The organism is Komagataeibacter ossonobensis (genome assembly GCF_057359305.1).
Window position 1 is genome coordinate 1 of sequence record NZ_JBXAYQ010000029.1, and the last position, 14,035, is coordinate 14,035.

The window sequence follows — 14,035 nt, forward strand, 5'->3', positions numbered from 1 at the left end:
GTCACGGACGCGCCATCTGCTGACGTTGCTCATCTTGTCCGGAGAAGCTGTTACCTGAAAAGATGCATCCAGGGCGGAAACGTAGTTGCCGCCGAGGTCGACTGGCGGCAGGAGCGTTTGTCCGGTGACGAATTCATAGAGAAACGATGCCCGTCTGGCATATTGTCCGGTCGGTGCATTGTTTATCCACTCCTGGACAAAACTTGGTCCGGTCTTCGCAAAGACGCGCGCCAGCAACTCAAGGCTGGTGGGTTCGTGTCGCAGATGAAACTGCAGATGCGCGGCTGCGGCGTCGGTCGGACGCATGTTTTCGGGATACGTCTCGATGCTGTATAAATTATGATGACTGCTCGACCGGCGACTTCCAAGCTGGCTTTTGACAGCCAGTCCGCCGAATGGCTCTGCATCATATTTCAGTGCGAGCCACATGCCGCCGATCGGGTCTGCCATTGGAATTAAATTCCTGCTGAATTGTCCAAAACCGTTTATTAATGCTTAAAATCGCATATAAACGGTGCCTTGTGTAAAAAAATATATATGGACAGCCGTGGCCACGCGTATGCTTTCGTCACTTCGTCTTTGTGATCAATAATTCCCATTCGCTGAAGCGCCGCATGATCAGCCTGTTTGCTTCTGGTGTCCGATGATATGGTCCGGCAGGGTTCTGTTGCGTTGACAAAATCTGGAGCCCGACCAAGCCGGATGAAAGTCATTGTCTGGCGTGATCAGCACAGTGTTGCTCCCTTTCTGGCGGGTGGAAAGGCTGGAATCCCGCTTCGCGTTGTTGCATCCCATGACCACCATCCGTCTGCTCCAAAAGTTATGTTGTAGTAGTTTTCCTTCTCGGCTCGTCTGGCAGTGTAGGCCTCGTCCGTACGGCCGAAAACTTCCATTGGATATCCGGCACTCCGCGCGGTGTCCTGCAGGATGAAGTCGGGGAAAACGAGATCCCGTTCCGCGTCGAAACGCAGTGGTTTTTCGAATGCGCGCCCCGCTGCCACGAGGGCATCGGCTACCGCCAGTTCATGACTGCTTTCGAAAGGAAGCATGCTGCGAGAGACGGTCATCAGGGCACCGGTCCTGACTTCCGCCTGGATCCAGCCCCTCCACCGGCTATTGGGCGTTCCGATGTTTCGTGCCGTCACATAGAGCAGCGCTACAACGTGCGCCTGCCGCGCCGCTTCGGGCAGGGCGAGCGTGGCTGCCGCCAGTTGGTGCGACCGGGCAAGACGGTTCCTCTCGGCTGCAGGCACTGTCAGAAAGCAGCGGTAACCGTTGCGCTGGCCGCTCAGGGTCATGGTGAAATTGCCCCTGGGGTCTGGTTCCAGAGTCTCCACGAACCCGATCAGGAACAGATGGTTTTCCTTTCCTTCCGTCCGGACAATGGCATGGAGACGCCGTCCGAACCTTTCATGCCCTGGGGCGACAGGGCATAGAAGATCGGAGATCAGTCTGCCCTGCGCCCGGATCCGGGTTCCGGCTGAGGCGATCCGGCCCAGGGCAACCGTCGGTGTGCGGTGTCTGGCAAATTGTGGCCGCCATTCGGTCAGCCCCGCCCGTTCCCACAGGAGATGGAGCAGCCCGAGAGGCGTCATCCGGCGCTGTCGCGCCTGTCCGGGCCGATCTGAAGCAGGCAGCGGCGTGTCATCGACTGGCCGGGGTGGCCCCTTGCGGCGCAGGCCGATCGACAGGGTCACAGCGACATCCCCATCCTCACCCTCGCGAATTACGCTATTTACATAGCTGGCGCGCCCACTTTTTTCTGGATCAGGCTTGTAGAACGCGCATGTCTTTTCATGCAGCGGCCCTTCATTTGGCCAGACGGCGAGGTGAAAACTGTGACTGTCCGCCCGGTAACGGATCTGTAGAGGCAGTGCGGCCCCGCGATGCTGGCACAGGCATCGCGCCTTGTCAGAACGCTCCGCGCTCCGGCTCTCATCATATTTTGCCTTCAGGCGGCGTTCCCAGCGCTCCGGGTCACTCCGGCGCCATTCGAGCTGGAACCTTTCCCCGCCAGGAAGGATGATGATCGTGCCGGTCATGCCGAGGTTTTTTCTCGCAATATCCTGATCTGGGCGAGGATTTCCTTCTCGGTTATCCCGGTGCCAGCCGCGCCCTCCTTCGGTGCGCCTTTTGTCATCGCGTCCCTGACACCCAATATAAGCAGTGCCTGACGCCGGGCTACACCAGGCTGCCGGTCCACGCGGCGTTCAATGGCTTCAAGGCGTCCAAGCAGGTAACCGTCGATGGGAGGTATGGTGCGGGGCTGTGTCTGAAAACCGGGTTTCGGGGTGGAGGCAGCATCACGCAGCATATAGGAAAATGGTGTCAGCATGTCTGTTCTGGCTGCGTGTTCATTCCCTTCATCGTCATTGGCGGTCGTAACCCGGCGTGGTGTGGCGGCGACTGCTGCACCAATTTGTGCAAAATTGCGCAGGATGTCTTTAGAACCTGAACCGAGGCGGTCGACTGCTTCCTGGAGTGCGTGAACATCCGGTTCGTCGTGTACCATGGTCAGCTCAGACTGAAACAGGCCGCCTTCGATCGTCGCGAGGAGGGCGAGCAACTGCTGGTCCGGGGGCACCCGATTCAGGTCCAGCGGCGCTGCAAGCATGACCGGCTGGGCCATGCGGATCGCGCCTGACCGCCCATTGACGGCGGCAAAGAACGTCTTCGAATGGACGATGCGACCGGCATACATCGTTATGGCCTCGCCCTCGATGAGCGACTGAAGGTCTGCCCAGGGAATACGGGCGACTTCCCGGACTTCGGCACCCCGTCCTTCCCGGTAACTTCCCGCGGAGTTGCCTTCGAAATGCGTGGCCTGACTGACCTCGATCCGATCGGACTGCTTTTCGATCCACTCGCGCGTGCGCATGGCATCCTGCAGGCGCATGGCGTGGGTAAGGTTGGCGTTGCCGAGCAGGGTAAAGGCTTTGTCGCCGATGCGTGTCGTGAGACCCGGAAGATCCTGAAACCCCAGCCAGAACATGCAGTTCAGGCCGCGTCCCATGGCCAGCTGCCGGTCCATGCCGTCCGTGACGTAGGCGGAGAGTTCATCGTAGAAAAAATGGAACGGCGCGTCGCCGCTGCCTGCCTTGAGCTTGAAGACCTGCTCGGCGGGGCCGTCGAGGCGGGCGCCAAGAAGCTGGGCCATGACGCCGCGACCGGCCGCGACCACGATCTTGCCCAGTCCGGCCAGCGTATCCGAGGAATTCTCCAGCGCGGGCAGCGTGACGACGAGAATGCGGCGGTTCAGCACCACATCGCGCATATCGATGTCGGGCGTCTGGGCGCGGAAGATATGCCCGAGACTGACGCCAAGCTGCGTGAAGACCCGGGTGAAATACATCTTGGCGTAGCCATGCTGTTCGCTCGGTTTGTTTTCTTTCTGTTCATTCCACGCCAGAGAGGAATCATACCCCGGCAGTTCGCCCAGATAGGCCTGGGCCGGATAGAGGATATCGTCGGGAATTTCGGGAACGCTGATCTCGATGGGATGATCGGAGCCGGGATTGCGGATCAGGAATACGCGATGCCGGGCCAGCGTGCCGATCCAGCGCAGTTCCATGGCATAGCGCATGGTCTCGATGTTGATCGGCACGCCGTGCGTGTCGCGCATCCAGGTCAGCACCGGCGCGATCGTGCCGGCAAGGCCGACAGCACGATCCCGAAAGACACCGTTGGCGTCGTTGCTCGACGGCTCACCAAGCTGGCTGACCAGCATTTCACGGATGGCGTCGGCATTGCCGGTCGCAAACGGATTGAACGTATTGGACTGGCGGATGCCGCTTGCGGTTAGAAAGTTGAGATTGAGCACCTGGTCATCCAGCCCGAAGCGGCGGGCAAGCGCCAGCACATCGCCGTGGACCGTGTTGTCACCCTTGCCATCGATCAGGATAAACCCGGATCCATGCGCAAGCGGATTGGCGAGCAGGGAGATGGCGGATGTCGTTTTGCCCGCACCGGTCGTGCCTGGCACGGCGGCGTGCTGGCGTCCCGCGTCGGATGAAAGCCAGAGTTGCTGGCCGGTCAGTCCGTCCGTTCCAAGATATATGATGCCTGCCGCCGCCCGCGGCCGACGGGTTTTGGGATCAAGATCGTGTTTATCCTTCAGTCCGCAATACCGGGGCAGATGAAAAGGCAACACGGGTTGGCGGGTCATGACCCAGAGCGTCAGGCAGAGGGCGAGGGGAAAGGTGATCCCGACGATCGCGGGAGCCAGCACGCTGAGCCCTGCCAGCATCATGAGAGCAAACCCGGAACTGCTGGATTGCAACTCTTCGGCGATCCGGACCGTGAAGGGACGCGTATCGCGATAGGTAGCGCCGTGTTTCAGTTGCTGGTGGACCTGCGGTCCGCCGATCTCGCGCTTCACCATGCCTCAGTCTTCCAGCCCAAAAGGAGATTTTCCCGTGCCGATCGTATGCGGTACGGGCGCTGTTGGTGCCGTGGGGGAAACCGGCGCCGTCGGCGCTGTCTGCGCGCCACCTGGGGGGTGCGGATAAATGACGACGGGCCGCTGCGTCATGATGCGTCGTGCGGCATCAATTTCCGCGCTCGCCGGGTGACCGTCGGGATTGCCGACCACATTCCCGTCGACCGGCATGTGCTCGCCCGGGACATAGGTTGAGCGGACCCCTGGCGCGCCTTCGTCCGTCATGGGCGCGCCGGAGAGTGGGGGTAGAATTGCAGGCGGCCGTAGCATGCCAGCGGGCCCCGTGTCGGGAACAGTGCGGTCGGAAACCATGGCCTGACGTGTGCCGATGATCAGGATGGCGGCCAGTCCCCCAGCGATGAGCGCGGGCAACGCTTTTTTCAGGCGCCAGTGCCGTGATGCTTCCGGTGCCGGTAAAGTCGGGACCGCGCTGCTCGTCTCCATCTGCCCGAAATCAGATCCGAGATGGAGATGGAGGGGCTGTAAGCCTGTCCCGTCGAGTTCAATGGTGATGGGAGCCCGGCCATCAGCGTGCAGGATGATACGGGTCATGGGAAGATCCTTGTGCTTCGGGCATCGGGCGCAGGATGGCGAGTGCGTTCTCAACCGCAGGGATGTAGATCGGACGCTGGTAGCGTCGTTCTTCGCTCCAGTGCGCACGTGCGCCGGCGGCCTCGATGCGGGGATTGGGATGAAGGTCTTCGGCCGGGATCTCAGCAGGAAAGCCGAGTGAGTGCAGCGCGTACCACAATGATCGGTCGATGAGCTTCACGATGGCGAATGAGGAGGGGGCGAGCACGCCCGCCTGACGCCGGGCTTCGTGCAGCAGGGTCATGAGCGCGGTCACGCTCCATCCGCTGCGCTCGCAGACCGTATCGATACAGTTTGTGATTTCCTTGTCCTGCAGGGCAGAGCGGGCGCTTCGCACAACGGACTCTGGCACCGTGAGTGGCGCTAGCGGACCACGGGGACCATCAAGGCCAGCGTCGGCCAGGCCGGCAGAGAGTTCACCAAGCAGGGCGAGGGCTTCCCGGCGCCTCTGGAGGTAGTGCATCGCAAAGGCAACGAGAAGCACCTGTTCGACAGGGGACGCGGCGTGGATGCTGGACCAGTGGCGGCCCAGCTGGCGCGTGAACGCTTCGAGCGCGCCGGTTTCACTGCAGCGGTCCTGTGCATCGACAGCGAAGCGCGCGCCCCATTCGGCACGTGTCAGGGCCGGGTCCGCGGGCAGGGGGATGCCATCCGTGGGCGTTACAAGCCTGTCCAGTCGGCGTCGGACGAAGCCTCTCAGTGTCGGAAACATTTCTGCCTGGACCGCAATCAGACCTTCCAGATCGAGCGCTTTTGCAAAACGGCCGGGGGCAGCACGCCACATGCATAACCCGCCCATGAGCGCAATCACGATGGCCACCGGCCATTTCAGGGCATTGCCCAGGATCGCAAGGCCATAATAAAGCTGGATCGCCCGCACCAGGTCCGGTCGATATTGTGCGGCCCGCAACTGAAATCGCAGGTGCATCAGGTCGGGATTAGACGTATGCAGCAGGTTGATCTGCCCCAGCATGGCCCGCAGATAGAAGGCCGTGATCTGCGTATGCCACAGGCTCCAGGCCATGTAGCTAAACAGCAGGACCCCGACGATGATGATGATCGAGGAGAAGAGCAGATAGTCATCGCTGGATGACCATGGGACACGGCTCGTGCTCATGAACGATCGTCCCCGCGGTTTCTGGCCATCATCGTGAGGGCGATGTCGTAGAAACGCCGGAGATAGGCGTTGCCATGGCGTGGGGTATGAGAGTGATAGAATGCCACGGCCTGCCAGAGGTCGCCGTGTGCCTCGTGCATCGCCTGACCAAGGATCCAGGCGCCTGCCTCGATATTGGCGCACGAACTGTCGCGCAGGGCCGCATATGTTTGCGCGGGCGTGCTGTGCCATCGCCTCGCGATGCGATCGACCCATGTCGTGTTGACCTGCATCGGCCCGAGATCCGCCGTGCCGTTACCGTTCGGGCTGACCATTCCGGGGCGGCCGGCCTCGACATAGAGGAGGACGAGCAGCACGCCACGGGGCACGCCGGAGATTTTTGCCGAAGCCTCCAGACAGGCTGCAATCTGGCGGCCATTTTCTTCGATGCTCGCGGCACGGGCGGTCGTGCTGGCGGCAAAAAGGGGAAACACCCCGAGTGCCGCCAGAGCGAGGCGAGGGATCATGTCGCCCCCTGCAGGGTCGGCGCGACATCGGCGATCCGGCCATGGGCTTCGCCCCAGAAGTCGATCAGATGATTGAGGACCAGCGCGTCGTCCATCTCCGCAAGCCTCATCGTGACATCGATCAGACATAACATCACGACCGTAAATGAACCGGCGCGCACCGTGCGTACGGCATAGCCGAGCGCGCTGTCGGGCGTCCTGCTGACATCAAGGGCAAAGCCCGTCCCTGTCAGTTCCAGCCACAGGGCTTCGGCACTGATCAGGAAAACGGGCAGATAGGCTTCAGGGTGTGCCGCGTCAGCCGGTGATACGACCACCCTTTTTCCGGTCCCAGGGTCCAGCAGCTCAATCGGCTTGCCGATTTTGGCCAGAAGCCGTGTCTGCGCCGCACTGATCGCCGCCAGATCGATCGCGCTCATGAGAACCGCCTCCTTTGCCATGTCGGCAGGGCGGTGCGGACCGGCCCGATGAGGAAGCGTCGCATGGAGCGTATCGCGGCCGGCAGCGTCAGCCCGAAAAACGAGATCGTGCCGAAAAACACCACGCCGAAGACGCCGATCAGCAGGGTGGTGAGGCTCCAGTGTGTCACGGAGATGAGAATGGGAAAGCAGCTGCGGGCATCGAGAATGAAAACCCGGACAGGATAGGCCGTTGCACGCCACATCACGCGTCTCTCCTTTCTTCCGCCAGAGCGGTGTCTTCGGTGATCAGATCGGCATCAAGCAGTTTGCGGATGGCATTTCCGAAAGACTGGCCCTGCGCCTCGACTGCGTCGGCCACGACGTCAGGCCAGTCCGTTGGCTCGGTTCGGGTCAGCTTGCGGCGCAGATCACGGTCGAAGGTGAGGAATTCGCGGATCGCAACACGCCCCCCGCCCTTGCGGGGTACAAGACGCTGGTTGATGCAGAACCGCAGTGCCTGAGCGAGGGCCGAGACGAGGTTGTCACGTTCCGAGGGCGGACAGAGCGCGATCGCGCGCTGGATCATGAGGGAGACGCTGTCTGCGTGTAGCGTTGTGCCCAGAATACCGCCCATCATGGCGATATTGATGGCTGCATTCATGGTCTCGCCGTCCCGACATTCCGTGATGATGCCATCGCTCATCTCGCGGCGTGTCAGGCTGCGGGTGAACGTGGGAAAAGTCAGGGTAGGGGGGCGGATCTCCGTCTGGCTGATCCGCGAACCTGAAGGCGGACGCAGGTCGTCCAGCAGGAACTCGATGGGCTCCTCGCCAGTTGCCATGTCGCAATACACGGTCGGGTCCATGAGTTTTTCGATGGCGAGCCCGAATTGCAACGTGGTCTTTCCGGAACCGGTTGCCCCACCAAACAGGACCATGCCGCTTTTGAGCCTGTTCGTGTCCCGGATTTCCTGCTCGACCATCTGCTGGTCAAGGCTTGCGGGGCGGGCGGGGATCGGACGCATGACGATGTGGACGCCACTGCCCCGCTTGACCGAAATGGGCGAAAGATTGATCCGGAAACGCAGATTGACCTTGCGGTCCAGTGCCACGCTGTAGGCTGTATCGAGGATATGGCCGACACCAAGCATGGCCATCCCGTCAGAGGCATAGACATGGCCGACGATATCCGCCAGCGCGAGGGAGTCCGTCGCTTTGCATGTGGCATAGCGGATCACGCCGTGCACCTTGATCGTGACCGGATGGCCGGTCTTGATGTCGATGCGCGAGGCGCCGAGGCCGTGCGCCCAGCGAAGGAGGGAGTCCAGCCCCGGCGCGTTACGCCGTCGTTCCTCGACCCAGGCAAACGCTTTCCTGCCTTCATCCGGCCAGCGTTCGTCGGTCGTGACGGGGATCGTCATGTTCATCGGCAGTGCTCCGGATAACCGTAATCGCTTCCGCGACGGACGTGGCCCTGAAGCCCCGGCTGGCTCGCGATCCGGATCGTGCGGTCATTGAGGTGGAGGGTGTCTCCCCCTCCCACGGCGTCCTGGTGCTCGAACACGACGCGCGGTTCTTCGACGCGCCCGGCGTTCAGCAGCACCCGGTAGCGGGCCATGCCGGTAATGTCGCGCTGCAGACGCGACAGGTCGGAGAGGAAGATCTCGGTCGCCTGCTTTTCTCCATCTGCCCAGCCTTCGGCCACCCATTGGTTCCAGTGTGACACTTCCGCCTTTGTGCGAGGCAGGGCCGTGGCTACCGGATGATGCGGTTTGCCCCATGTCCGGACGAGATACGTGCGCCAGTCCGGGGGCGCGGATGTCAGTTGTGCCTCCCGGGTGATCTCGAAAACACATTCTGTCTCGTGCGCCACCTGACCGGTGTCATTGAGCGCAAAGGCCATCTGCGCCTCGGTGACGATAGGGGGCTGCATGAGGGTCTGGCCACTCCCGATCGGAAGCACGATCGACCGGAAATCATAAGTGGCGTCGAGTGTCTCCTCATGGCGCCGCAGCATCTCGTTGATGGCGAATGCCCGGGCGGCCAGACCGCCCTGCGCGCCGTAAATATGCGCGGCTTCCCGAAGCTGGGCGCTTCGACCGGGTTTCAGGTCATCGCCTGGCTCGTCATTGGGGCGGGTATTCTCAAGGGCCTCAAGAGAAGGTGGCGCTTCGCCGCCGACTACCTCGTCGAGCGTTGAGGCCCCTGTCACCGGTTTATTGATGGGATTGGCAAGGGCGGGGTCAGCCCCATCCACCTGATCCGCACCCGGCTGGGGCGGCTGTGGCACCGGGACCAATGTGCCGCTGCGAGCCGATGGCGGGAATGGAGACGATGTCGGTAGCCGGACGTGCTGCCCCTCCTCAATGACAACCTTCCCCGTGGAGACAGACGCCGCATGGGTCGGACCGCCTGCGGCCGTCACGACGATGGCCGAAGATAGAAAGAGCGCCATCTTACGCATGCCACGCCACCGTTATTGCGTGGTGAAGTGGGTCTACCGAGACCATGGCCTGATCTCCGGCCTGATCGCCCAATGTCCGCAGGATATCCACCACAGCAGCAACGCTGTTGGTCGCGACGCGCATTGCTCGGGGATGGCCGGTGACAGTCACGCTATAGCCAATCTCCTGGCCGAGTTTTGCGACGGCCTTGCCCAGCGGGCCGTCCCACACGAACCAGATCCGGCGGGTCAGGTCATCGGGGAGCGGGGGTTGGTTGGTAGATGCAACGACCGGAGACGGGCGGATGCTGCCAAGTTCCCGAAGATCGGTTGTGGTCTCTGCTATTGACCGCTGCAAGGCCAGTTCAGGATTGGCCATGCCGGTCGTCGCAATGGGAGAAGGTGACGACAGGCTCTGCGCACAGGCGCTGAGCGCCATGGGCAAAAGAAAAATGAGCAGAGAATGTTTCATGAGCTTCTCCGGATAATGGGAGTAGCTTCGAAGATCATCTTGCGACTGCTACAGCAAAAATTGGCTGCGTTGCTTTTTCTTTCATGCAGGCCCCGAGAACAGATTCGTGTCCTCTTTTGGGGTATGCTGTCGCCGGATTGACGCGCAGAATTGCGTGGGACAGGAGCAACCCTTTTCTGTTTTCGGCTCTGAACGTGAGGGGATCACCGGCAGCCATCCATGTTGCTGACAGTCCTACCAAGCATCTGATGTGCGCTGAACAATCTGTATCGATGGGACACAATGAGGTATGTCGATGATATGTAGCCGAGAGGGTAGAGTGCAGGATGAAGATCATCAGAATGGCCATCGTGATGGCGATCATTGCAGGCACGAGTGCCTGTTCGTCCACGGGTGATGCTTCCATAAAAAAAACAACCATCGCGGAAGTTGATCAGAATATTCATGATGGTGTGACAACTTCATCCCAGGTGCGTCAGATTTACGGTGAACCGGGGCAGAAAACCTATGAAGATGGTTATGAGGTCTGGATTTATAGTTTTACGTCCGGCAGGGAGGATGGTCTTTCAATAGCGCAGGACGTAGTCGGGCTTGGCATGCTTGGAGAAAGATCAAATAACAAAAGCAAGATGATGACTGTTGTGTTGAGTAACGGGATCGTGCTGAAGCATAGTTTTTCCACCTCGCATTTCAGCTCCAGCAGTGGCTTGAGGTAGTAATATCGCAGGCAGGTAATGGTTTGGTATGAATGTATTGATCTGGGTAAGGCATGCAGCAGGGGCTGACTATAATGAAGACGTGTGCCGCAGAACTTAAGTTGGAAGAAGCCCCCTGCATGGTCCGTAGTAGTGGAACGTGGTAAGTGCGTATTCGCATGTCTCCTGATCAGAAACGCAGCTATGCGCGCTCAAGACGCATACCTCCCTTTAAGTCACTGCATTGACGGGTAAGCAGTCCTTCTGGTGACGAAACCATGGGACCATGCGGCGGATGGCTTCTTCAATCTGGTCCGTTGCGACCGCAAAGCTGAAACGGATGAAGTATTTCCCGTCTACGGGGTCGAAATCAATGCCCGGTGCTGTCGTAACACCCGTATCCAGCAACAGGCGCTTGCAAAACGCCATGCTGTCATCCGTCAGGTGCCTGATATCGGCATAGATATAGAACGCTCCATCTGGTGGCGCGATATGGCGCAGCCCCATTTCGGGCAGGGTACGCAGCAGCAGGTCACGATTGCGCCGGTAGGTTTCCATATGCCCTTCAAGCTCATCGCGGCAATCGAAGGCGGCGAGGGCCGCGTGCTGGCTGAGGGCGGCGGGCGGCAGGAACAGATTGCCCATCCGCGCACGGGCGGCTTCCACCTTGGCAGGCGGGACAACCAGCCACCCCAGCCGCCAAGGCGCCATGCTGAAGTATTTGGAAAAACTGTTTACCACCAGCGCATTGGGATCATATTCCAGAATACTGTGCGCGCGTTCGCCAAAACTCAGGCCGTGATAGATTTCATCCGATATGATGCAGATCCCGTGCGCGCGACAGACGTCAACAATGCGCCGTATTTCATCAGGAGACAGGATGGTACCGGTGGGGTTGGCGGGACTGGCCAGGATCAACCCGTCGGGAGCAGGTTCAAGCGCGGCAATGGCGTGGGGGGTCAACTGGAAGCGTTCTTTTTCCCCACACGGAATTTCAACCGGTTCCATATGGAGCGAGCGCACGACATTGCGGTAGGCCACGTAGCCAGGTCGCGCCATGGCTACATGCGCGCCGGGCACAAAACTGGTCATGAGCGCCAGGACCAGCGCGGGTGATGCGCCACAGGTCAGGATAATCTGTTCAGGCCGGAGCGAAACGCCATATGTTTCGTGATAGTGCAGGGCGATCCGTTCCTTCAGGGGCTGGCTTTCCCAATAGCCCATGGGGTCTGTCGCCAATATGTGCTGGGCGCGTTCGATCGCCGCGCTTGGCGCGCCGGTGGAAGGCTGGCCAAATTCCATATGAATGATGCTGCGCCCCTGCGCGGCCAGTTCATGCGCCAGTGCGCTGATGGACAGCGCGTGGAAGGGATCGATTGGTGGAACAGGCATCATGACCTCAAGGTGGAAAATAGACTTATAGGGCGATGATCGCCCTGCGACCAGAAACTGCCCCTGGAAATCAGGCGGCCTGCCCACCGTTTTCTACGCGACGTGCCAGTTCCTGCCAGGAACGTGTTGTGGAGGGCAGAGGCTGTGGAGTTTACAGAATTCCATATATGATGCTATAAGGCACTTTATATGCCAAATATGAGTGATAGTAATGGGCTCACCAAAATCCCGCGCGGCTCTTGAGCGACTGGGGCGTGACCTTCGTGGCGCGCGCCTGCGGCGCGGCATAGCGATAGCCGACCTGGCCGCTCGTGCCGGCACGTCAGCAAGTTCCATCGCGCGCCTGGAAAAGGGAGACCCGGGTGTGGGGATCGGCACTCTGGCCGACGTGCTTGTCGTGCTTGGTCTTCTGGACCGGTTGGCCGACCTGATTGATATCCGCAAGGATGATCTGGGACTGGCGTTGGCTGCTGAACGTCAGCCTCGTCGAGGCCGGTCTTCTGCGACCACGTTACGCAGGCAGCAGGATAAGGATAAGGCCACGCATGGGGGAGCGGATGTTATTGATATGGACGGTGCTTCGTTCTGATGCCTGATTTCAGCGCCCATGTCGTTCTTGGCGACAGCCTGACTCCCGTGGGTCAACTGCGTTTTACGCAGGCAGGTCCACGGCAGTTTTCGACCTTCACTTATGATCCGGCCTGGGTCGAGAATTCTCGGGCCTTTGCCATCCAGCCAACCTTTCCCCTTGGCTCTGGGCCGTTTCATGCGGCTGGCCAGCCAGGGAACGTGCGCGATGCTCTTGCGGGTGTCTTTGCTGATGCTGCGCCCGACAGTTGGGGGCGCAGGCTTCTCGAGCGTGCCTACGGTAATGGGCTTTCCGAGTTTGAATATCTCACACTGTCGGATGACGTATGTCGGCAGGGTGCGCTTCGTTTCGCCGATGATAACGGAGAAATCATTCGTGGCGGCGCCGATGACATCATACCGCGTCTGGTCGATCTTGCCGCTATTACGGCTATCGCGCGGGCATATGAACAGGGCAAGGACATATCCGAAAGGGATATGCAGGCGCTCGCTGGTGCAGGTGGTTCGGGTGGGGCGCGACCGAAGGCCAATGTTCGGGACGGCGATGTGCTCTGGCTTGCAAAATTTACCTCGGTTCACGACCAGTGGCCAATAGAACGTATTGAAGTTGCCACGCTTCGTCTGGCAAGAGCATGCGGAATCCGGACGCCAGAGGTCAGGCTGGAACTGGCTGAAACGCCGTTTCCTGTGGCTCTGATCCAGCGGTTTGATCGGCGTGGGGCTGGCCGGATTCCTTATATTTCGGCGAGGACTGCTCTGGGGAAAACCGGAACGGAACTGGGTTCCTATACGGAGATTGTCGATTTTATCCGGACCTATGCCGCCGATCCCCAGGCAGAGTTCCGCGAACTCTTCCTGCGTCTGGTTTATACTATTCTCGTGTCAAATAAGGACGATCATCTGAAAAATCACGGATTTCTCTATGTGGGCGCTGGACACTGGCGGTTATCCCCCGTTTTCGATGTGAATCCAGCACCCGACCGTAACCCGCATCTGGAAACGGCGATACTGGAGGGCGGTCCGCATGATCGGTCCATCCGTCTGGCACTGGAGGCGTGTGAATTCTTCGAAATTACCCCTGCTGAGGCCCGGCAGATGATCCGCGTGACAGCGCGGCGAATTTCGGATGAGTGGAGATCTGTTCTGCGAGAGGTTGGTGTTTCCGGGGCGATGGCGCGTCATTATGAAGCCGCCTTCATAAACGATCAGATCGGGATCGCGCTAACGATCTGATAGTCACATATGACTGATAATATCGTATAATATGCCAGATACGACACATAAATTTGTCGAATCTATCCCTGCCAGACGCCGCCGCGCTATTGATCGAACAGCATGGTCAATATCATTGTGTCCGCAATGATCAGGCTGTGAGGACGTCAGGAGAATATCG

Annotated in this window: 14 protein-coding genes and 1 pseudogene; 3 read left to right on the forward strand and 12 right to left on the reverse strand. The window is 60.0% G+C overall.

All coding sequences use genetic code 11. The annotated features are described in order from the left end of the window. The 11 genes and pseudogenes from AC1RQ9_RS13820 to AC1RQ9_RS13870 all read right to left on the reverse strand — a co-directional run. A pseudogene (locus AC1RQ9_RS13820) lies at positions 1-450 on the reverse strand (Fic family protein); the annotation flags it as partial. A 275-nt stretch (positions 451-725) separates the two neighbouring features. Then, positions 726-2,042: a DUF1173 family protein gene (locus tag AC1RQ9_RS13825; RefSeq protein ID WP_217420046.1), complete on the reverse strand. Its 1,317-nt coding sequence runs from the start codon at positions 2,040-2,042 to the stop codon at positions 726-728. After that, positions 2,039-4,381 (reverse strand): type IV secretory system conjugative DNA transfer family protein, encoded by a 2,343-nt coding sequence (locus AC1RQ9_RS13830; protein ID WP_217420047.1) that lies wholly within the window; start codon positions 4,379-4,381, stop codon positions 2,039-2,041. The genes AC1RQ9_RS13825 and AC1RQ9_RS13830 overlap by 4 nt, the downstream gene beginning before the upstream one ends. Before the next feature lie 3 nt (positions 4,382-4,384). After that, positions 4,385-4,990, reverse strand: a complete 606-nt coding sequence (locus AC1RQ9_RS13835; protein WP_026018810.1) for a hypothetical protein — start codon at positions 4,988-4,990, stop codon at positions 4,385-4,387. After that, positions 4,965-6,146, reverse strand: a complete 1,182-nt coding sequence (locus tag AC1RQ9_RS13840) for a secretion/conjugation apparatus DotM-related subunit (protein WP_217420048.1) — start codon at positions 6,144-6,146, stop codon at positions 4,965-4,967. The genes AC1RQ9_RS13835 and AC1RQ9_RS13840 overlap by 26 nt, the downstream gene beginning before the upstream one ends. Next, positions 6,143-6,652: a lytic transglycosylase domain-containing protein gene (locus AC1RQ9_RS13845; RefSeq protein ID WP_129552107.1), complete on the reverse strand. Its 510-nt coding sequence runs from the start codon at positions 6,650-6,652 to the stop codon at positions 6,143-6,145. The genes AC1RQ9_RS13840 and AC1RQ9_RS13845 overlap by 4 nt, the downstream gene beginning before the upstream one ends. Continuing rightward, positions 6,649-7,071, reverse strand: a complete 423-nt coding sequence (locus AC1RQ9_RS13850; RefSeq protein WP_129552106.1) for a hypothetical protein — start codon at positions 7,069-7,071, stop codon at positions 6,649-6,651. The genes AC1RQ9_RS13845 and AC1RQ9_RS13850 overlap by 4 nt, the downstream gene beginning before the upstream one ends. Next, the gene (gene icmT, locus AC1RQ9_RS13855; protein WP_010511855.1) at positions 7,068-7,316 is read right to left on the reverse strand and encodes an IcmT/TraK family protein; all 249 of its coding nucleotides are present in this window, start codon (positions 7,314-7,316) and stop codon (positions 7,068-7,070) included. The genes AC1RQ9_RS13850 and icmT overlap by 4 nt, the downstream gene beginning before the upstream one ends. Continuing rightward, entirely contained in the window at positions 7,316-8,479 is a 1,164-nt protein-coding gene (locus AC1RQ9_RS13860; RefSeq protein ID WP_217420049.1) for a type IV pilus twitching motility protein PilT, read from the reverse strand. The genes icmT and AC1RQ9_RS13860 overlap by 1 nt, the downstream gene beginning before the upstream one ends. Continuing rightward, positions 8,476-9,516 (reverse strand): type IV secretory system conjugative DNA transfer family protein, encoded by a 1,041-nt coding sequence (locus AC1RQ9_RS13865; protein WP_217420050.1) that lies wholly within the window; start codon positions 9,514-9,516, stop codon positions 8,476-8,478. The genes AC1RQ9_RS13860 and AC1RQ9_RS13865 overlap by 4 nt, the downstream gene beginning before the upstream one ends. Next, positions 9,509-9,967 carry a DotD/TraH family lipoprotein gene (locus AC1RQ9_RS13870; protein WP_217420051.1) on the reverse strand — a complete coding sequence of 153 codons (459 nt, stop codon included), beginning with the start codon at positions 9,965-9,967 and terminating at the stop codon, positions 9,509-9,511. The genes AC1RQ9_RS13865 and AC1RQ9_RS13870 overlap by 8 nt, the downstream gene beginning before the upstream one ends. Before the next feature lie 326 nt (positions 9,968-10,293). On the opposite strand from AC1RQ9_RS13870, the gene AC1RQ9_RS13875 reads away from it, so the two are divergent. Then, a complete protein-coding gene (locus tag AC1RQ9_RS13875; RefSeq protein WP_217420052.1) occupies positions 10,294-10,683 on the forward strand; it encodes a hypothetical protein in 390 nt (129 codons plus the stop codon). Between the two features lie 210 nt (positions 10,684-10,893). Here the strand turns inward: AC1RQ9_RS13875 and AC1RQ9_RS13880 are convergent, their stop codons facing one another. Next, positions 10,894-12,054 carry a pyridoxal phosphate-dependent aminotransferase gene (locus AC1RQ9_RS13880; RefSeq protein ID WP_217420064.1) on the reverse strand — a complete coding sequence of 387 codons (1,161 nt, stop codon included), beginning with the start codon at positions 12,052-12,054 and terminating at the stop codon, positions 10,894-10,896. A 211-nt stretch (positions 12,055-12,265) separates the two neighbouring features. Here AC1RQ9_RS13880 and AC1RQ9_RS13885 point away from each other — a divergent pair, with 211 nt between their 5' ends. Continuing rightward, the gene (locus AC1RQ9_RS13885; RefSeq protein ID WP_019087395.1) at positions 12,266-12,643 is read left to right on the forward strand and encodes a helix-turn-helix domain-containing protein; all 378 of its coding nucleotides are present in this window, start codon (positions 12,266-12,268) and stop codon (positions 12,641-12,643) included. After that, entirely contained in the window at positions 12,643-13,875 is a 1,233-nt protein-coding gene (locus AC1RQ9_RS13890; RefSeq protein WP_010515531.1) for a type II toxin-antitoxin system HipA family toxin, read from the forward strand. Before AC1RQ9_RS13885 ends, AC1RQ9_RS13890 begins: the two co-directional genes overlap by 1 nt. Positions 13,876-14,035: the final 160 nt, after the last annotated feature.